The following is a 19,800-nucleotide window of genomic DNA, read 5'->3' as shown; positions in this document are numbered from 1 at the left end:
GGGTTGGTGGCGAGGAACACCGCACTGACGATCTGCGGGCCGGCCACCTGACGACCGCGAGCGGCAGGACGGTCAGGAGATCACGCACGGGGAGGACTCCTCCACGCTCGAGGCGGCGTCCTGACGCCGCTCCACTCCCACTCTCGCATCGGCGGCGGCGCGTAGAGTCGAGAACGACACCGCTACCACAGGCCGGAGAGATCCCCATGGAATATGAGCGGTTTCTCGCTGTCGTGGACGCTGCCGGTGGCCTCGGCCGGGACGGCGCCGAGCGCGCCACCACGGCGACCCTGCAGACCCTGGCCGAGCGTGTCTCTTCGCAGAAGGCCCGCGAGCTGGCGAGTGCGCTGCCGCCGCAGCTGGGTCCGCTGGTGACCACCGAGGCTCCGCCCGAACGATTCGACGTGGACGATTTCCTGCGCAGGGTGGCCGAGCGGGAGGGAACCGCCCCAGAACCGGCTGAACGCGACGCCGAGGCGGTCTTCACCGCACTCGCGCAGGCGCTCGGAGATCGCGAGTTCGCCAACCTGGTCGCCCAGCTTCCCAAGGACTACGCCTACCTGCTGCCGGGTGGCCCGCCGGTGGTCCCGGCGGAGGAACTCGTGGCGAAGGTGTCCGAACGCACCGGCCTGGACGATCAGGCCGCCCGCCGTTCCATCGACGCCGTACTCGAGACGCTGGCAGAGCGCGTGTCGGTGGGGGAGGCCAACCACCTGGTCGGCCGGCTTCCCGTTCCGTTGCACGAGCCGCTGCGCCGGGGCCTTCGCCACAATCCCGGCCCCGGCCGGCGGATGTCCCTCGCCGAACTCCTCGCCCTGATCGCCGAACGCGACGATGCTCCGCCCGACAGGGCGCTGGAGCATGCCCGGGCGGTGTTCATGGTCGTACGCGAGGCGGTGGGCGAGGAGTTCTTCGACTGTGGTGTGCACCTGCCGCCGGACCACACGGTGCTCTGGGCCCGGACCGCACCGACCTGAGGTTGCTGCCTCCGGGTCCGGAGTGACCGAGGGCATGCGGACCGGGTTGGGGTCCGCGGCTCAGGGCAGCAACGGAAGGAACACCCGCATCGGCCCGGCCTCCCGGTTGGCCCACGCGTAGTAGGGCACCGCGGTGATCTCGGCGGGCCGGGTCGGCAGCGGTTCGGCAGGCACGTACGGCCGGTGCAAGGGCTCGTCCTCGTCCACCTTCAGCGCGGAGCCGGTGGTGTGCAGCGTGACCACCCCGCCGAGCAGGTCCGCGGCGAACTCCGGGCGCCAGGTCTCCTCGCCCGCAAGGCGCAGGTCGGCGACGGCGGCGTCGGCGTGGTCGCTCTGCTCGACACAGTAGACGAGCGGGCCCCGGGTGACTGCCACCCGCCGGTGCCCGGCCGCCACCCGAGGATGCGTGCCGATCTGCCGTACAGGCATGGTGAAGTCCAGCCGCACCTCGTCACCGGGTTGCCAGGTGCGGGTGAGCACGAGGTAGCCGGAACGGCGTTCGGGGGTGACGACCTCCTCACCCACCCGGACGGTGGCCTCGCCGGCCCACGCGGGTACGGGCAGGAACACGCTGAACTCCCGCGCCTCCACCGGTGTCAACCGCAGCTGGACAGTGCCCTCCCAGGGCAGCCCGCAGCTGAGCTCCACGCCGACCGAGCTACCGTCGGGCAGCCTCACCCGGGCGGAGTTTCCGACGTACAGCTGGACCCACAGTCCTTCGTCGGAGGTGGTGTAGACGTAGCCCGGCAGCGAGGCGAGCAGCCGGGCGATGTTGGGCGGGCAGCAGGCACACGTGAACCACGGTGAGCGGCGGTGCCGGCCCTCGTCGGCGAGCGGGTTCTGGTAGAAGAACTCGGTGCCGGACTGGGAGAGTCCGGGCAGCACGCCGTTGTAGAGAGCGGTCTCCACCGCGTCGCGGTAGGCCCCGTCGCCGGTGCGCAGCAGCAGCCGCCAGGCGAGGAAGATGTGGGCGATCGCTGCACAGGTCTCGTTGTACGCGCGGTCCGGGAGCTCGTACGCGTCGCCGAACGCCTCGCCGTCCCAGCGCGCGCCGACGCCTCCGGTGACGGCCGTCTTGTGCCTGGACAGGTCGGCCCACAGCCGGTCCACGACCGCCGAGAGCTCCTCGTCTCCGGTCTCGAGTACGACGTCGGCGGCCGCGGCGTAGAGATAGAGCGCGCGAACCGCGTGCCCGGTGACGAACGACTGGTCCCGCAGACGCGCGTGGTCGAGGAGGTACTCGCTGCCGTTCAGGACGCCCATGCCCCGGGAATCCAGCTGCCAGACGGCGAGCCGCAGCCACCGCTCGTCGCCGGTGGCGCGGTACAGCTCGACCAGCGCCATCTCCAGGCACGGGTGGCCGCACGTGCCGGGAACGTCGCCGGGTGCGAAGCGCGCCTCGATGTGACCACAGGCGCGTTCGGCCACGTCGAGCAGGGCCCGGCTGCCGGTGGCCCGGAAGTGCGCGACCGCGGCCTGGGTGAGGTGCCCGATGCAGTACATCTCGTGGCGTACGACAAGGTCGGTCCAGCGTTCGGCCACCCGGTCCACCGAGAAGTAGGTGTTCAGGTAACCCTCGCCGTCCTGGGCGGCCTCGAACAACCGGATCACCTCGGCCAGCCGTTCGGCCACCGCGCGGTCGTCGGTCGAGGCCAGGCTCCACGAGGCGGCCTCGGCCCACTTGTAGACGTCGGAGTCGGAGTAGTACATGCCGTGGAAGGGCTCGCCCGGCGTGTGCCCGGCCGCCCGGCGGAAGTTCGTCAGCGCACCGGTCGTCTCGCACTGCTCGTGCTGTGCCGGGATCGTCTGCTCCCGGTTTCTGTCAAGGCGGGGTTGCCAGAAGGCGTCGTGCACCTCGACGTCGCCCACGCCGACCGGGCGCAGCCGGGCGTACGGGCTGCGCGTCGTGTCGACGACTGGGGCGTGCGGGCTGGATGTCTCGGTGGTCATCGGGATTACTCCGTCGGTCGGCTGCAGCGGGCGTGGGTGAGGCGTGGTCAGGGGGATCTCAGGCGTCGGGCACCAGCGGGGCGTCGCTCGTCCAGACCGGGTCGTCGCCGGTGGGGGCGGGGCAGGACGCGCGTACGGCAATCGAGCACGGCAGCCGGCTGATCCCCGGCGTCACCGTGCCGTCGATCGATGCCAGCAGCGTCTCCCCGACGACGCGGCCGAGCCGGTAGAGGTTCATGTCGACCGACGCGAGAGCCGGTCGGGTCGAGGCCGCGAGCAGCGTCCAGTTGTCGAAACCGACCAGGGACACGTCCTCGGGCACCCGGCGCCCCATCGCGGCGAGGCCGTCGGCGGCGCCGCGGGCGATCTGGTCGTTCCCGCAGAAGATCCCGTCGATCTCCGGCTCACGTTCCAGCAGCCGGCGTACCTGGGTGAAGCCCATCTCCTCGCTGAACGGCCCGTAGACCACGCGCGAGTCGGGGAGGTCCAGGCCCTCGTCGGCCAGGGCGGCCCGGGCGCCGGTGACCCGGTCGCGGACCGCGGCGTAGGACGGCGGTCCGGTCAGGTGGGCGATCCGCCGGCAGCCGTACCGCGTCAGCTGCCGGACCGCGAGCCGGCCGCCGTGCTCGTCGTCGACGGTGACGCTGGTGTCGGCCGGATCCGCGGACACGGTGTAGGCGTAGACGACCGGGAACGGCAGGTCCCGCATGACCCGCGGCGCCGGGTCGGTTTCCCGGCCGGTGACGATCAGCCCGTCCACGCGCCGGGCGGTCAGCGCGTCGATGTAGTGGCGTTCGCGTACGGCGTCGCGGCGGGCGTCGCACAGCAGCAGGCTGCAGGTGTCCGCTGACAGCGCGTCCTCGACCCCGCCGAGCAGGGCGGGGGTGAACCGGCCGTAGCCGTTGCGGGTGAGCAACCCGACCGTGTAGGTGCGGCCGCTGGTGAGCGAGCGGGCGTTGCGGTTGGGCCGGAACCCCAGGTCGCGGGCGGTCTGGACGATGCGTTCCCGGGTCTCCGGGCGCATCCGGCCCTTGCCGTTGAGGCCCTTGGACGCCGTGGCGACGGAGACGCCGGCGACGCGGGCGATGTCGCGGATGGTCGGGGCCACGGTTCCTCCGGGTACACGGGTGAGAAAACGGTTAGTCGCTGTCGCGGCCCTGAGCATGCCCGCCGGAATGCCATGCTGGCAAGAGGGTGGGCCAGTGCAATGTCCTCTGATGGCAGAGTGTGGTCGTCCGACCGCGCCATCTTTGAGAAACAGTTTTCTCAACCGTTGAACCGTTGACGTTCGTTCGGCGCGCGGACTAGCGTCGCTGCTCGTCCCCACCTCAGCCGTCGCCAGGTACGTGGCAGGAGCATGTGATGAACGACCTCAACCATTCCGGTTTTCCGACGCGCGCCGGGCTAGCCAGCCGTCGGTCGGTACTCCGCTGGGCCCTCACCGGCGCCGCCGCGACCGGCGCCGCACCGCTGCTCGCCGCGTGCGGTGGCTCCTCCGGCGGAGGCGGGTCGACAAAGGACGGCGGCCAGGTGACGCTGAAGGTCGTGGGCTTCGAGGTCAACCCCGACGAGAAGGGCGGCGCGCTCGACAAGGCCTACAAGAAGTTCCTGGCAGATTTCCAGCGCAAGCACCCGACGATCAAGATCGAGTCGCTGCCCACGCCGCCGGAGTTCGACACCAAGATCATCGTCGACCTGGCCTCCGGGACCGCGCCCGACCTGTGGGCGCAGGACGCCTCCAGCCTGGCGCCGCTGATCGAGCGTCAACTCCTGCTGGACATGCGCAAGGCCCGCGAGAAGCTGCCCTCGCTCGACCTGGGCCGGTTCTTCCCGTCCGTCCTCGCGATCCACAAGCAGAAGGACGGCGCGATCTACGGCCTGCCCAACGACTTCACCCCGATGGTCGTCTACTACAACGCCGACCTGCTGAGGAAGGCCGGTGCCACTCCGCCGGCGGCGGGCTGGAGCTGGGAGGACCACCTGGCCCTGGCCCAGCAGCTCACCCGGGACGAGAAGGGCCGCGCCAGCACCGACGCCGGCTTCGATCCGGGCAAGGTCACCCAGTGGGGTTACCGCGCTGGGAAGTACGCCTACCAGTGGGTGTTCAAGGTGTGGCAGAACGGCGGCGACGTGCTGTCCCCGGACCGCACCACCGCCAGCGGCTACCTCGACTCACCGGCCACCCTGGAGGCGCTGCAGTGGCACGCCGACCTGGTGCGCAAGCACAAGGTCGCGCCGAACCCCTCCACGCTCGACTCGCTCACCCAGAAGTCCAGCTTCGCCGCGCAGTTCGTGGCCGGGAAGTTCGCTATGTACGACAGCGGCCACTGGGAGCTGGTCGGACTGTCCGACAGCGAGGGCTACAAGCCTGAACTGGTCGGCGTGGTCGAGCAGCCCCGCCGCAAGACCGACGCGACGGTGCTGTACGAGTCCAGCTTCGTCGTCCGCCACGACCTGCCCGACGACAAGCTGGCGGCGGTGGCGAAGTTCGTCGAGGCGGCCACCAACCGCGGGTACCAGGACACCAAGGCGATCACCGGGATCGCGCTGTCGGCCAACCAGGCCGCGGCGAAGGCGTCTCTTGACAACCCGAAGTCGCAGTTCGCCCAACTGGACAAGGTGTTCGTCGCCGCCACCGCCAAGGGCCGGCCGCCGTCGGGGTCGAAGGTGGCGAAGTACCCCACGGTCGAGAAGCGGCTGGACGAGATGATGGACCGGATCCTGCGCGGCGGTGCGGTGGAGGCCGAGGCGGCCAAGACGGTCAAGCTCGTCGACCAGGAGCTGAAGGCGAAGTGACCACGGTCCAACTCCGTGAGACCCGGCGGCCGGGCCCCTCCCGGCCGCCGGTCCGGCCGGGGCTGTGGCGGAGGTTCTGGGGCCGTTCGAACGAACGCGCCGGCTACCTGTTCATCCTGCCGGCGTCGGCGCACCTCGTACTGTTCGTGCTGATTCCGATCGTCTTCAGCCTCTACCTGTCCTTCCACGAGTGGTCGACGCCGGGCTTTCTCGGCGCTCCGTTCGTCGGACTGCAGAACTACCTCGACCTGCTCGGCGACGCGCCGTTCTGGCACGCCATGCAGAACACCGCCGTCTACACGCTGTTGTCGGTCCCGCTGGGCATGGCGGTCAGCCTGGCGATGGCGGTGGCTGTCAACCGGCGGCTGCCCGGGATCAACGTGTTCCGGGCGGTGTTCTTCCTGCCCGTGATCACCTCGTGGGTCGCGGTGTCGGTGGTGTGGATCACCCTCCTGTCGCCGGACGCCGGCCTGCTCAACTACTTCTTCGGCCTGGTCGGGCTGCCTCGGCAGGCCTGGCTGGACAGCCCGCGCTGGGCGATGCTCGCGGTCGTGGTCATCACGATCTGGAAGGGCGCGGGGTTCCAGATGGTGATCTGGCTGGCCGGTCTGCAGTCGATCCCCAAGGAGCTGCTGGAGGCAGCCGAGATCGACGGTGCGGGCCGCTGGCGGACGTTCCGGCACGTGACGTTGCCGCTGTTGTTCCCGACGACGTTCTTCCTCGTCGTCACCGGCGTGATCGGCGGCTTCCAGGTGTTCACCCCGATGTACGTCATCACCGAAGGTGGGCCGATGGGGGCCACCGACGTCGCGGTCTTCCACATCTACCAACGCGCGTTCAAGGAGTTCTCGATGGGCTACGCCTCGGCCCAGGCCTGGGTGCTCTTCGCCGTCATCTTCGCGGCAACCCTGATCCAGCTGTGGTATGCCAGGCGCCGCGGCGAGTCGAGTCTGGGGTAGCGCGACGATGACGATGACCAGGGTCTGGGACGCGCTGCGTCCGGTGCGCACGGTGGTCTTCTACGCCATGTTGGTGTTCGTCGCCGCGGGAATGCTGGTGCCGTTCCTGTGGATGGTGACCACCTCGCTGAAGCCGGCCGGGTCGGTGTTCACCTACCCGCCGCAGATCTTCCCGACGACGTTCGACTTCGGCAGCTACCAGCGGCTGTTCACCCTGGTGCCGTTCGGGAGGTACTTCCTCAACACGCTCATCGTGACCGCGCTCACCGTGGTCGGCCAGGTGGCCTTCTGCTCCACCGCGGCCTATGCCTTCGCCCGGTTGTCGTTCATCGGCCGTAAGGCGTTCTTCGTGTTGTTCCTCGCCACCATGATGATCCCGTTCCAGGTGACGATGATTCCGCTGTTCCTGTTGGTGTTCAAGCTCGGCTGGGTCAACAGCTACGTCGGGTTGGTGGCGCCGGGGATCTCCAGCGCGTTCGGGATCTTCCTGCTCCGGCAGGCGTTCATGACGATCCCGCGCGACTACCAGGACGCCGCCCGCATCGACGGTGCCCGCGAGTGGACGGTGTTCTTCCGGATCTTCCTTCCGCTGGCGAAGCCGGCGCTGGCCACGGTCTCGGTGTTCGCGTTCATGGGCACCTGGAACGACCTGCTGTGGCCCCTGCTGGTGTCCCGGGACGAGGAGCACCGCACGCTCGAGCTCGGCCTGGCCTACTTCAACGCGAGCTCCTCGGCGTTCCAGCAGCCGAACTGGCCGCTCATGATGGCCGCCTCGGTCGTGGTGCTGCTGCCGGTACTGCTCGTCTACGTGTTCGCGCAACGCTATTTCGTCGCGGGGATCGCCCTGTCCGGCGTGAAGGGATGAGACGGCGATGACCAGACAGACGCAGGCGTCGTTCCCGCTCGACGACTACACGCCGTACGGCTATCTCGACGTTCCCGAGCACACCCGGCGGTTGACCCCGAAGGGTGTGCTGCGGTCGCGTGACGTCGGGTTCGGCTGGCACTTCCCGGCGCTGGCGACGTCCTACGGAGGCCGCCGCGAGACCTACCGCACCAGCGTCCGCGTCGGGGTGGACGGCGCGCTGGCACTGGCCGACTTCGACGAGGTGCGCTCGCCCTACCACTCCAAGGACCTGGTGCGGTTCGTCGCCGAGCGGGGACCCGCCCGCTGCGAGGCCGACTTCGTGGCTGTGGGCTCGGACGTGGTGGCGGCGTTCGTCGACGCGACCGCGGAGCGGCACACGACCGTCCGGGTCGACTACACCCGGCTGGTCGGCGCGGACCACGGCTGGGGCGAGTCGGGCCTCGTGGGCCGCCGGGAGGGAGACCTCCTTGTCCTGCAGGGATTCGAGGATGGCGAGGCGTTCGCGCTGGCGGTCCTGCCGACGGGCAGCGGCGAGGGTCCGGACACCACAGCCGACGTGACCGAGTTCGTGGCCGGAGTGACCGCGGACAGTGCAGAATCGGACCGGTGGACCGCCGGCGGTCCGCAAGACACGGTTGGGGCGCCGGTGACGGTGCTGGGCGAGCCGGGGCAGGAGGTGACGCTGTCGGCGGTCGTCAGCGTCCCGGCGAACGGCCGGCACCGGCTCCTCGTGCTGCTGTCCCGCGGCCGCACCGCGGACGAGGCCACCACCCGGTTGGCCGAGGCACGAGCGTCAGCCCTGCGGGTGCGGACCACCCGACTCCGCTCCGACGACGCGTTCTGGTCCCGCGCTCCGCGGCTGACCGGCGACTGGCCCGCACACTGGCGCCGGGGCCTGGTCTACGACCTGGAAACCCTGCGGATGATGGTGAAGCCGCCGGTCGGCATCTACCACCACGTGTGGGACGGAATGCAGATCCAGGCGCCGCGGGTGGTGCTGGGCGAGGCGGCGATCGACGCGCTGCTGTTGTCGTACGCCGATCCGAGGCTGGCCCAGGAGCTGTTGCTCGGCGTGTTCGCGGACGCGCCACTGCCCAACGTGCCGTGCTCGCGGGAGGACGGCTCGTACAACATGGTGTCCGCGGACGGGACGGTGTGCGGCACCGGCCCGCAGTGGGGATACCCGTGGCCGGTCGTCGCCCACCTCTTCGCGGCCCAACCCGACCACGCCTGGCTGGCACGGATCTACCCGCCGATGGCGGCCTACCTCGACTGGTGGCTCGCCCACCGCCGGGACGCGGACGGCTGGCTGGTGCACGCGTGCAGCTGGGAGTCCGGCCAGGACCTGTCGCCGCGGTTCGGCGACCAGCCGCTCGGCGGCGGGCATCCCACCTGGTCCGTCCGCCCGGTGGACCTGCAGGCGACGTTCACCGACGCCGCCGCGACGATGGCGGACCTGGCCGGCGTGCTCGGCCGGGACCAGGACGTGCAGCGGTGGCGGGACCTCGCCGCGGAGTTCTCCGACCGCACCGCGCGGATGTGGACCGGCGAACGGTACGCCGACGTCGACGCCCGCACCGGAGAGGCGACCGCGGTCGACGACGTGATGCTGCTGGCTCCGCTGGCGCTCGGCCAGGCCGGCGCCGAGCAGGTGGACGCCCTGCGCGAGGCCGTACGCGCCGCCGACCCGGACACGACCGTGTGGCCGATGTTCGCCTGGACCGCGGTCGACGCTGCCGAGGCGGCGGGGGAGTACGACACCGCTGCCCGGGTGGCCGGCGGAGTGGTGGACCGGGCGTACGGGTTCTGGGACGCGCGCCGGCACGAGCCGGGCCGCACACTGCCCGGCGTGGCCTGCGAGTACTGGCCTTTGTCGGGCCGGTGTGGCGGCGAGGGGTACGGCTGGGGCGCGTTCACCACGCACCTGCTGCTCGGCACGCTCGCCGGTCTGCGTCCCGAGGACGAAGGGTTGCGGATTCGGCCCAACCTTCCGGCAGGCCTGCGCGTGCCCGGCCGGGCGTACGGCGTGGAGTTGACCGTACGGGACATCCCCGTGCGGGTTCGGCTCGAACCGAGAACCGACGGCGTCGAGGTCACTGTCAACGACCGGTTGGCGAAGCTCACGTGGGGCGAGGAGGCTCGGTGGCACTGGCACGAACTCACCAGCGGCTGAGCGATGGTTGGCAGGTGCGCCGGGTCGGTACGACCGACTGGCATCCGGTGGACGTGCCGGGCTGCTGGGAGGACACCGGCATCGCCAAGGACGACCCCGGTCCGGTCGACTACCGCACCAGCTTCGTCGTTCCCGACCTCGCGCCCGGAGAGCGGCTCTGGTTGCGGTTCGGCGCGGTGAGCTACGCCTGCACGGTGTACGTCGACGAGCAGTCGGTGGGCGAGCACGTCGGCATGTGGGACGCCTTCGACGTGGAGGTCACCTCGGCGGTGCGACCCGGCGTGCGCACCACGCTGCGGGTCCGGGCGGAGAAGCCCGCCAGCCTGACCGGCGGGCCGGACGCGCCACCGGTGCCGGGCAACTATCCCACCCGGGAGACGCTGGCCGGCTTCCTGCCGTACGTCTGGGGCCACGTTCACGGCGGCATCTGGCAGGACGTGTCCTTGGTGGCGACCGGGCCGGTGGCGTTCGACGACGTGTACGCCCGGGGCACACCCGGCGGTGCGCTGACGGTGCAGACGACGCTGTCCGGTGTGGGCGACAGGGGCAAGGTCGCGTTGACAGTGACCGACCCGGACGGTGCCGTGGTGGCCGAGGACGTACGCGAGGCCCGCGGCTCAGGCGACTCCGGCGGAGGGCCCGCCGTACGGTTCGACGTCACGCTGCCGAGTCCCCGGCCGTGGTCGCCGGAGCAACCCCACCTTTACACCGTTCGCGTCCGGCTCCTGCCGCCCCACGGTCCGCGCGGTACCGCAGGCGACGCGGACGACGTGGACGACGTGGACGACGTGGACGACGTGCAATGGGACGAGCGGATCGTACGAGTCGGCCTGCGCACGTTCGCCGCCGACGGGTCCCACCTGCTGCTCAACGGTGCGCCGGTCCACCCGCGGATGATCCTTTCCTGGGGCTGGTATCCCGACGTGCTGTACGCCAACCCCGGGCCGGACCGGGTCCGCGCGGACCTGTTGGAGCTGCGCCGTATGGGCTTCAACGGCGTGAAGCTCTGCCTGTGGTTCCCGCCTGACTACTACTTCGACCTCGCCGACGAACTCGGCATGCTGGTGTGGGTCGAGCTGCCGATGTGGCTGCCGCATCCCACCGAACACTTCCGCGGCCAGCTCGACACCGAGGCCGAACGCCTCGTCCGGGCGGCGCGCACGCATCCGTCGGTCGTGCTCTACACCCTAGGCTGCGAGCTGAGCGCGGTGGTCGGCGACGACGTGCTCGGGCCGCTCTACGCGAAGGTGAAAGGTCTGGTCGGCGACGCGCTCGTCCGGGACAACAGCGGTTCCGGTGAGGCGTACGGCGGCCTGCTCACCGAGTACGCCGACTTCTACGACCACCACCTCTACTGCGAGCTCCAGCACTTCCGGGAGACGCTGGAACACTTCGCGCCCGGGTGGCGGGAGCCGAAGCCCTGGCTGTTCGGGGAGTTCTGCGACCTGGACACCTTCCGCGACCTGCGCCGGCTGGACGCGGCGGGCCCCCGGCCCTGGTGGGTCAGTGGCGACCCGGCGGTCAACCCCCAGGGTGCCCGCTGGCAGTACGACTCCCACCTGCACGAGGCCAGGCTGCGTTCGAACGGCTTCTGGGACAGGGGAACCCAGCTCGAGGAGATCTCCCGCAAGCAGGCGTTGCTGCACCGCAAGGTGACGCTGGAGACCGTGCGGCTGCGGGCGGACACGTCGGGCTACGTGATCACCGGTGAACGCGACACCCCGATCAGTACCGCAGGCCTGTGGGACGACCTCGGCGAGCTGAAGGTGGACCCGAAGGAGTTCCGCGGGTTCAACGACAACCTTGTCGTGGGGCTCGGCTGGGACCGGCGGCGGACCTGGCTGGCCGGTGGCGACCGTCCGGCGTACGGCGACCCGTGGTGCCACCCGGCGGGTGCGCTGGTCCGTGCACACCTCGTGCTCGCCCACCACGGGCGTGAGCAGGGCACGGTGACGGGGGAGTGGTCGGCCGGGTTCGAGGGAGAAACGCCGTTCGCAAAGGGCACGTACGCACCGGCAGGCGTTCGCTCACCCGGCACGGTGGGGGAACTCGCCGTCGCGGAGTTCACCGCGCCGGCGATGGACCGCCCACGGCAGGCGGTGCTGCGCAACCGGACTCGCGTGGGCACGCAGGGCACGACCCAGGAGACGGTCAACTCCTGGCCGTTGTGGTTCTTCCCGGCACGGCCGTTCGACGACGCCGGTGCACTAGCCCTGGTCGACCCGGGCGGCCGGCTGGCCGACCTGCCGAAGGTGGCGCCGGAGGTGGGCACCGACCTGTCACCCACGGCTGTGGTGATCGCCACCCGGTGGAGCGGCGAACTCGACGACCACGTGCGCTCCGGCGGCCGGGCGGTGCTGCTGGTCGACGCGGCGGCAGGCGGTCCGTTCGGCACCGTCGCCGCGCCGTTCTGGCGGGAGGCGGTGAAGGTGCCCGAGCCCCACCCGGCCTGGGGCGACTTCCCGCACGACGGCTGGGTGTCGCTGCAGTTCGCCGGCTGCGCCACCGACCTCGCACTCGACCTGGGATCGATCCCAGCCGAGGCCGACGTCAGCCCGATCCTGCGCCGGGTGGACGCCCGTACGGCACAGGTGCTCGACTACGCCGCGGAGGTCCGCTGGGGTGAGGGCCGGCTGATCGTGTCCACGCTGCGGCTCGAGGGGTCGGTCGGCGACCAGCCGCGGGGACTGGCCCGCAACACCGGCGCGGCGTACCTGCTCAGCCAATGGATGGGTTACCTCCGGTCGGCCTGACGAACCCGGACGGGTCACCACCGAACGGTCAGTAGTAGCCCTTCCGGCCGTCCAGCAGCTCGCGGATGGTGTCCAGGTGACCGACGTGGCGGGCGGTCTCCTCGAGCATGTGGAGCACGACCCACCGCAGGGTCGCCCCGGCGGCGTCGAAGTCGGGGTGGCTGCCCACGTCGTCGAGGGAGTGCGCGGCGATGATGTCGTTCGACGCCGCGCACTGGCGGTCGTACTCCGCCAGCAGCTGGTCGAGCGTCACGCCGGGATCGACGATCATGTCCGCGTCCGCGGGATCCTCGATGAACTGCGGCCCGTCGGCCGGTCCGCCGGCGAAGACCACCTCGAACCACAGCTGTTCGGTCCAGCGCAGGTGGGACAGGATGCCGGCCACCGTCATCAGGGGCGAGTCCGGCAGCACCGACCGGTGCAGGTCGTCGTGACCAAGGCCCTCGCACTTGTAGTGGACGATGGCGCGCTGGAGGTCGTACCACCCCATCAGCTGGGTGCGTTCGTCGGCGACGTGCGCAGGCCTGGTCCGAGCAGGGGAAGAAGTCATGGCCGCTGAGCGTACTGGTGGTCGCGCCGGGCGCCGCCCGGTGGACCGCCGCCCGGGAGCCTCCCGGGGGATAACGAGGTGTCGCAGTTGGCGGCGTTGCCTATCCTTGACCTCCGTATGGACACGCCGTCGCGATCATCGCTCGCCCAGCTGCAGGCCCGCCTCCCGGAGTTGATGCACCCCGACCGGCGCCGGCTGCAGCGCCGCATCGACGGCGTACGCAACCGGCGCGGCCGCGCCGACCAGCAGGTTTCCGGAGAGATCCTCGACCAGATCGCCGCCGACATCGCCGCTGCCGAGCAGCGCCTGGCCGCGCGGCGTGCCGGCGTGCCGACCGTCAGCTACCCCGAGGAACTGCCGGTCAGCCAGCGCAAGGACGACATCCTCGCCGCGATCCGCGACCACCAGGTGGTGATCGTGGCCGGTGAGACCGGTTCGGGCAAGACGACCCAGCTGCCCAAGATGTGCCTCGAACTCGGCCGCGGGGTGAGCGGCCTGGTCGGGCACACCCAGCCACGGCGGCTGGCGGCCCGGACGGTGGCCGAGCGGATCGCCGAGGAGCTGGACACCCCGCTGGGTGAGACCGTCGGCTGGAAGGTGCGGTTCACCGACAAGGTGGGCGACAACACCCTCGTCAAGGTGATGACCGACGGCATCCTGCTGGCGGAGATCCAGTCCGACCGGATGCTGCGGCAGTACGACACCCTCATCATCGACGAGGCGCACGAACGCAGCCTCAACATCGACTTCATCCTCGGGTACGTCAAGCAGCTGCTGCCGCGCCGGCCCGACCTGAAGGTGATCATCACCTCGGCGACCATCGACCCCGAGCGCTTCTCCCGGCACTTCGACGACGCGCCGATCGTGGAGGTGTCCGGCCGGACCTACCCGGTGGAGGTGCGCTACCGCCCGATCGTGGAGGACGCCGAGGACCGCGACCGGGACCAGACCCAGGCGATCCTCGACGCGGTCGAGGAGCTGTCCGCGGAGGGCGACGGCGACATCCTGGTGTTCCTCAGCGGCGAGCGGGAGATCCGGGACACCGCCGACGCACTGGAGCGCCAGAACCTCCCGCGGACGGAGATCGCGCCGCTGTACGCCCGCCTGTCGGCGGCCGAGCAGCACCGGGTCTTCCAGCGGCACAGCGGGCGGCGGATCGTCCTCGCCACCAACGTCGCGGAGACCTCGCTCACCGTGCCGGGCATCAGGTACGTCATCGACCCCGGCACCGCCCGCATCTCCCGCTACAGCCAACGGCTGAAGGTGCAGCGGCTGCCGATCGAGGCGATCTCGCAGGCGTCGGCCAACCAGCGCAAGGGCCGCTGCGGGCGTACGTCCGACGGCATCTGCATCCGGCTCTACTCCGAGGACGACTTCCTCGCCCGGCCGGAGTTCACCGACCCGGAGATCCTGCGTACCAACCTCGCTTCGGTCATCCTGGCGATGACGGCGGCGGGGCTGGGCGACCTGGCGGCCTTCCCGTTCATCGATCCGCCGGACAGCCGCAACGTCAAGGCCGGCGTACAGCTGCTGGAGGAGCTCGGCGCGCTGGCGATCGGGCCTGTCCAGAACGCTGGGCCGGACGAGGACGCCAGGCCGGGCAAAGCGGGCAAGGGCGGCCGCGGGTCGCGGGGTCGCGGTGAGCGCGGCGACGGAGGCAACCGCCTGACGGCGATCGGGCGAACGCTCTCGCAGCTGCCGGTCGACCCGCGGCTGGCACGCATGGTGGTCGAGGCCGAGCGCAACGGCTGCCTGCGCGAGGTGATGGTGATCGCCGCCGCGCTGTCCATCCAGGACCCGCGCGAACGCCCGACGGGCAAGGAGGAGGCGGCCACCCAGCAGCACGCACGGTTCGTGGACAAGACCTCCGACTTCCTCAGCTACCTCAATCTGTGGGACTACCTGCGCGAGCAGCAGCGGGCCCTGTCGTCCAACCAGTTCCGCCGGCTGTGCCGGAACGAGTTCCTCAACTACCTGCGGGTGCGGGAGTGGCAGGACGTCGAGAGCCAGCTGCGCCAGGTCGCGACGTCGCTCGGCATGACCGTCGGCAGGCGCAGCGACGACCTGGACTCCGACCGCATCCACCAGTCCCTGCTGGCCGGGCTGCTCTCGCACATCGGCCTGAAGGACAGCGAGAAGAAGTCGGAGGAGAACGCCCGCGGTTCCGGTCGCCGCTCGGCCAACGACTACCTCGGCGCCCGGGGTGCCCGCTTCGCCGTGTTCCCCGGTTCGGCGTTGTTCAGGAACCCGCCCCAGTGGGTGATGGCCGCCGAACTCGTGGAGACCTCCCGGCTGTGGGCGCGGATCGTGGCCAGGATCGAGCCGGGGTGGGTGGAGGAGCTGGCCGGGCACCTGGTCAAGCGCAACTACAGCGAGCCGCACTGGTCCAAGAAGCAGGCCGCGGTGCTGGCGTACGAACGCGTCACGTTGTACGGGGTGCCGCTGGTGGCGCAGCGGGTGGTCAACTACGGCCGGATCGACCCCGAACTGTCCCGTGAACTCTTCATCCAGCACGGCCTGGTGGAGGGTGACTGGGAGACCCGGCACGAGTTCTTCCACGCCAACCGCGCCCTGCTGGACGAGGTCGAGGACCTCGAGGACCGTGCCCGGCGGCGCGACATCCTCGTCGACGACGACGCGCTGTTCGACTTCTACGACGAGCGCATCGGCAAGGACGTGGTGTCGGGGGCCCACTTCGACTCGTGGTGGAAGAAGACCCGCCGGCGCGAGCCGGACCTGCTCACCTTCTCCATCGACATGCTGGTGAACGAGTCGGCCGAGCAGGTCGACGAGGCCGACTATCCCGACTTCTGGGAGGTGCCGGGCGCGAAGCTGCGGCTCACCTACCAGTTCGAACCCGGCGCCGACGCCGACGGCGTGACCGTGCACATCCCGCTGCCGATCCTGAACCAGCTGCGGGCGGACACCTTCGACTGGCAGATCCCCGGTCTGCGGCAGGAGCTGGTCACCGCGCTGATCCGCTCGCTGCCGAAGCCGTTGCGGCGCACACTCGTACCCGCGCCGGACTTCGCCCGGGCGGCGCTGGAACGCATGCAGCCCCACCGTCAACCCTTCCTTGACAGCCTCGAGGCGGCGTTGCGGCAGTTCACCGGCATCGTCGTCCCGAGGGAGTCGTGGGACCTCGGCAAGGTACCGGACCACCTCAAGCCGACGTTCCGGGTGCTCGACGGCCGCGGACGCACACTCGGCGAGGGCAAGGATCTCGCCGCCCTGAAGGAGAAGCTGCGCGGTGAGCTGAAGGTCACGCTGGCCAAGGCGGCGAGTGGGGTCGAACGCGCGAACATCCGCAGCTGGGACTTCGACGAGGTGCCACGGGAGTTCGCCAAGCAGCGGGCGGGTCTGTCCGTACGCGCCTATCCCGCGCTGGCCGACGCCGGGGACTCGGCCGCGATCCGGTTGTTCGAGTCCGAGGCCGACGCCCGTCGCGCGATGTGGGCGGGCACCCGCCGGCTGCTGTTGCTCAATCTGCCGTCGCCGGTGAAGTATGTCCTGGATCGCCAGTCCTACCAGACGAAACTCGCACTGAGCCACAGTCCGCACGGCAGCGCCGCCGCGCTCTTCGACGACTGCCTGGCCTGTGCGGTGGACAAGCTGATGGCGGACAACGGGGGGCCGGTCCGCGACCGCGCGGGCTTCGACCGGCTGCGGGACGCCGTACGCGCGGACCTGCACGACACGGTGGCCGACACCGTTGCCAGGGTGGCCGACATCCTGGCCGTCGCGCACGAGCTCGACACCCGGCTCCGGCGTACGTCCAACCCGGTACTCCTGCCGGTCCTGACCGATGTCAAGGCGCAGTTGGCAGGGCTGGTGTATCCGGGTTTCGTCACCGAGACCGGCTGGCGCAGGCTGCCCGACGTGGTGCGCTACCTACGGGCGATCGACCGCAGGCTGGACAAGGTGGGCGCAGAAACCCGTCGCGACACCGAGCGCATGCGCTCGGTGCAGCAGGTGCAGGAGGCGTACGAGCAGGCTCGTGCCCGGCTCTCCCGTGACGCCCGGGTGTCCGGCTCGATCAGCGCGGAGGCCGAGGAGGGGCTGCGCGAGATCCGCTGGATGATCGAGGAGCTTCGGGTCAGCTACTTCGCACAGGTCCTGGGCACACCCGGTCCGATCTCCGACAAGCGGATCCTGAAGGCGATCGACCGCCTCACCGGCTGAGGATCACCGGTTGAGCTCACCGGTTGAGCTCACCGGTTGAGCTCACCGGTTGAGCTCGCCGGTTTGAGCTCACCAGTTGCGGTCGGCCGCGGCGTCGGTGAAGGCCCCGCCGGCCAGCAAGGGAACGCTCGTACTGGCGCCGACTTCGGCGGCGATGGCGACGTCCTCGGCGAAGCCGCAAACGCGGAGCTCGCGTCCGGACGAGCAGTCGGTGAGCGCGGCGGCCGGATCCACGGCCAGGTAGCTCGCCCTTGCGGCGCAGGCCTCCGGGGACAGTGGGCCGGCGCCGAGCTCGGAAAGGGCCGCGGCGACCGCACCGGCTCCGAGCAGGTCCTCCAGGGCGGGACGCAGACTCGCGTCAGGCCAGCGCTCACCGGCCGGGACCAACGTCACCGGCTCCCCCGAGGTGCCCGCGCCCTGCCCGGCCAGCCACCGCGCGACGGCACCCGCGTTGCGCAGGCAGGCCGCGACCACCTGCGAACCGCGGCTGCTGGCCGTGGCGGCGATGGTGGAGCCGTTGGGGGAGGGGAGCACCAGCCTGGGCACGAACGGTGCGTCCCGCAGGGCCGCCGGTGACAGGGACCACGGCGCGGAGGGGGAGACCTGCCGGCGCCCGACCGCCAGCGCGGCCCGGTGCCTGGTGGCGAAGGCCGCGGCCGTGTCGTCGCGCCACGGGTAGGGGAGTACGCGCGTTCCGCGTTCGGTGGCGACGTCCACCGCCGTGGTGAAGGACAGCACGTCCACCACCACCAGCCAGCCCTTGCGGCCCGGTGCCAGCCGCTCCGCTCCGGTCAGGCCCCACTCCAGGCGTACTCCGGACGACTCCTGCGCCCACCAGCCCTCACCGTGCACAGGAGGGAGTTCCTACGGCTTGCGGCGGGAGTTGGCGACGATCGCGGCCAGCGGAGGCATCAGCGCCGCCACGACGGACATCGCCACAGCCGCCACGAGCGAGAAGTGCCGGACGACGACCCAGGCGAGAACGAACAGTCCGACGCAGGTGCCCATCAGGAGAAGGTAGGTCTTTCTGCGTCCCATCGTGGTCCAGCATGGCACACACGAACATCGCACTCGGAGGTTCACAGGGCCGTCGACCTGTCCGGTCGGCAGTGGCAGAAGCTCGCTTCCGCTGACAGCTCGACCGGCCGCCCGGGCAGATCTGAGCAGGGCTGACGCCGGCCGGAAAGGCCAAGGCTGTGCCGGGGGTTCCGATTCGGGAGGGTATGGGTAGTATCTTCCGGCGATGATTCGAATTCGCGGCGACGAGCAAGCCGGCTACCACACCATGGTGACCTGCGACGAGTGCCAGACCAGCATGGTGTTCCGGCCGGACGACCACGGGCTGTGGGTCGGGTCTCCCCGCCAGGTGCGGATGTACCTCACCGACCACAAGGGCTGGGTCTGGGATCACGACTCCAACTCGTTCTACTGCCCGCAGCACTTCCGCTGAGCGGCTGCTGAGCATCCAGACGTCCGCCCGCTACGGTGGTCACCAGTACGTCCCGCGGTCGCGTGGGCGCGCTGTCCGCTGCGCCGGGGAGGACATGGGTGAGGACCGACGATCCGGTCGAGTCTGTCGAGCGCGAGCTCGCGGTGTTGTTGCGCCGCGCCCGGTCGACCTCTGGCACCATCGCCCGTGAGCTGCATCCCGACCTCGGCGCCGCGGCGTACGGCATCCTGTTCAACCTCCAGCAGACCGGCGGCGCCCGAACGACCGACATCGCCGCCTACTTCGGCGTCGGCAAGCCCACCATCAGCCGGCAGGTCGGTCTGCTGGAACGCCTGGGCTTCGTCGAGCGCGTCGAGGATCCGGACGACCGCCGGGCGGTGACGTTGCGGCTCACCGACGAGGGATCCGCACGGCTGGTCGAGGCCCAGGAGGCCCGCAGGGCGCGGTTGCGCGCGTCCCTGGACTCCTGGCCACGCGAGGACGTGGAGACTCTCGGCCGGCTGTTGCACCGGTTCAACGCCCACCAGGTCTGAGCGGCGCGACACCGAAGCACGTCGTCGTCGCGTTGGGTAAGGCGCGGTTGACACCGCGCAACGTCGCGTTGACGGGGCACCTTCGATGCGCCGGCGTCACGCCGCTCGGGTCACCGTGACCGAAGGTCGGCAGCCAGGCGGAACCGTTCGAGCACCACGGGAGTGGAGTCGCTCACGGTGAAGTCCGGGTCACCGAACGCCTCCCGTGCCTGCTCGCTGTGCCAGAACTCCTCGTGGTCGGCCCGCCACGCCTCGACGGTGGCGTGCCCCTCGCCCTCGCCGGCCGCGTGCTCCTCGTCGACGGCTTCCAGCGGAACCACCTGGACCTCGGTCGTCTCGATCACCGCCACCGGACGGTCCGCGGAGTCGATCACCACCGACCGGTCACCGACCGCCGGTAGCGGCTCGCGGGCTCGCTCGTAGTCCGCGAGCAGGCTGGTGGTCGTGGTCTTCGTGCCGTCGAGAATCGCCGCCACCAGTCGGTCGCGCAGCGGACCGGGGAAGGCGAAGACGGCCCGGGGCAGCCCGGACGGGTCCACCGGCTCGTGAGGCGCGGCCTGGTCGGTCGTCACCCTAGGGACCCTACGACGCCGGCGTGCGGACCGACAG

15 protein-coding genes are annotated in these 19,800 nt (G+C 70.7%); 9 read left to right on the top strand and 6 right to left on the bottom strand.

Going from position 1 to position 19,800, the window contains the following annotated elements; genetic code table 11:
• The first annotated feature begins 206 nt into the window (after positions 1-206).
• A complete protein-coding gene (locus BLU27_RS22270) occupies positions 207-977 on the top strand; it encodes a DUF2267 domain-containing protein (protein ID WP_092655621.1) in 771 nt (256 codons plus the stop codon).
• A 60-nt stretch (positions 978-1,037) separates the two neighbouring features.
• On the opposite strand, the gene BLU27_RS22265 is transcribed toward BLU27_RS22270, so the two are convergent.
• Together BLU27_RS22265 and BLU27_RS22260 are read right to left on the bottom strand one after the other, a co-directional pair.
• Positions 1,038-2,927, bottom strand: coding sequence for a glycoside hydrolase family 127 protein (locus tag BLU27_RS22265; RefSeq protein ID WP_092655620.1), 1,890 nt, complete (start codon positions 2,925-2,927; stop codon positions 1,038-1,040).
• A gap of 58 nt (positions 2,928-2,985) precedes the next feature.
• Positions 2,986-4,035 (bottom strand): LacI family DNA-binding transcriptional regulator, encoded by a 1,050-nt coding sequence (locus BLU27_RS22260; protein ID WP_197681523.1) that lies wholly within the window; start codon positions 4,033-4,035, stop codon positions 2,986-2,988.
• A 254-nt stretch (positions 4,036-4,289) separates the two neighbouring features.
• Here BLU27_RS22260 and BLU27_RS22255 point away from each other — a divergent pair, with 254 nt between their 5' ends.
• The 5 genes from BLU27_RS22255 to BLU27_RS22235 are packed head-to-tail and all read left to right on the top strand — an operon-like array spanning position 4,290 to position 12,476.
• Positions 4,290-5,723, top strand: a complete 1,434-nt coding sequence (locus tag BLU27_RS22255) for an ABC transporter substrate-binding protein (RefSeq protein ID WP_092655618.1) — start codon at positions 4,290-4,292, stop codon at positions 5,721-5,723.
• A complete protein-coding gene (locus tag BLU27_RS22250) occupies positions 5,720-6,682 on the top strand; it encodes a carbohydrate ABC transporter permease (protein WP_092655617.1) in 963 nt (320 codons plus the stop codon). The genes BLU27_RS22255 and BLU27_RS22250 overlap by 4 nt, the downstream gene beginning before the upstream one ends.
• A gap of 7 nt (positions 6,683-6,689) precedes the next feature.
• Entirely contained in the window at positions 6,690-7,547 is an 858-nt protein-coding gene (locus BLU27_RS22245) for a carbohydrate ABC transporter permease (protein ID WP_157728754.1), read from the top strand.
• 7 nt (positions 7,548-7,554) lie between these two features.
• Positions 7,555-9,723, top strand: a complete 2,169-nt coding sequence (locus BLU27_RS22240) for an MGH1-like glycoside hydrolase domain-containing protein (protein WP_092655615.1) — start codon at positions 7,555-7,557, stop codon at positions 9,721-9,723.
• Positions 9,693-12,476: a glycosyl hydrolase 2 galactose-binding domain-containing protein gene (locus BLU27_RS22235; protein WP_197681522.1), complete on the top strand. Its 2,784-nt coding sequence runs from the start codon at positions 9,693-9,695 to the stop codon at positions 12,474-12,476. The genes BLU27_RS22240 and BLU27_RS22235 overlap by 31 nt, the downstream gene beginning before the upstream one ends.
• 28 nt (positions 12,477-12,504) lie before the next feature.
• Here the strand turns inward: BLU27_RS22235 and BLU27_RS22230 are convergent, their stop codons facing one another.
• Complete coding sequence (locus tag BLU27_RS22230) at positions 12,505-13,026, bottom strand: DinB family protein (RefSeq protein WP_092655614.1); 522 nt, start codon at positions 13,024-13,026, stop codon at positions 12,505-12,507.
• 117 nt (positions 13,027-13,143) lie between these two features.
• Between BLU27_RS22230 and hrpA the strand changes: the two genes are divergently transcribed.
• Complete coding sequence (hrpA, locus tag BLU27_RS22225) at positions 13,144-17,208, top strand: ATP-dependent RNA helicase HrpA (RefSeq protein ID WP_092655613.1); 4,065 nt, start codon at positions 13,144-13,146, stop codon at positions 17,206-17,208.
• Positions 17,209-17,277: 69 nt separating this feature from the next.
• Here the strand turns inward: hrpA and BLU27_RS22220 are convergent, their stop codons facing one another.
• Both BLU27_RS22220 and BLU27_RS22215 read right to left on the bottom strand, forming a co-directional pair.
• Positions 17,278-18,060 carry a 2-phosphosulfolactate phosphatase gene (locus BLU27_RS22220; protein ID WP_092655612.1) on the bottom strand — a complete coding sequence of 261 codons (783 nt, stop codon included), beginning with the start codon at positions 18,058-18,060 and terminating at the stop codon, positions 17,278-17,280.
• A 12-nt stretch (positions 18,061-18,072) separates the two neighbouring features.
• Positions 18,073-18,246, bottom strand: coding sequence for a DUF3099 domain-containing protein (locus tag BLU27_RS22215; RefSeq protein WP_092655611.1), 174 nt, complete (start codon positions 18,244-18,246; stop codon positions 18,073-18,075).
• Positions 18,247-18,451: 205 nt separating this feature from the next.
• Between BLU27_RS22215 and BLU27_RS29285 the strand changes: the two genes are divergently transcribed.
• Both BLU27_RS29285 and BLU27_RS22210 read left to right on the top strand, forming a co-directional pair.
• Positions 18,452-18,658 carry a hypothetical protein gene (locus tag BLU27_RS29285; RefSeq protein ID WP_157728753.1) on the top strand — a complete coding sequence of 69 codons (207 nt, stop codon included), beginning with the start codon at positions 18,452-18,454 and terminating at the stop codon, positions 18,656-18,658.
• Between the two features lie 98 nt (positions 18,659-18,756).
• Positions 18,757-19,191, top strand: a complete 435-nt coding sequence (locus BLU27_RS22210; RefSeq protein WP_092655610.1) for a MarR family winged helix-turn-helix transcriptional regulator — start codon at positions 18,757-18,759, stop codon at positions 19,189-19,191.
• Positions 19,192-19,301: 110 nt separating this feature from the next.
• Here the strand turns inward: BLU27_RS22210 and BLU27_RS22205 are convergent, their stop codons facing one another.
• A complete protein-coding gene (locus BLU27_RS22205) occupies positions 19,302-19,763 on the bottom strand; it encodes an ASCH domain-containing protein (protein WP_241827572.1) in 462 nt (153 codons plus the stop codon).
• Positions 19,764-19,800 lie beyond the last annotated feature (37 nt).

Origin of the sequence: Actinopolymorpha singaporensis, from assembly GCF_900104745.1 — a bacterium.
Taxonomy (GTDB): domain Bacteria; phylum Actinomycetota; class Actinomycetes; order Propionibacteriales; family Actinopolymorphaceae; genus Actinopolymorpha; species Actinopolymorpha singaporensis.
The sequence above is the reverse complement of the archived record's forward strand: the minus strand, read 5'-3'. Positions and strand labels throughout refer to the sequence as shown.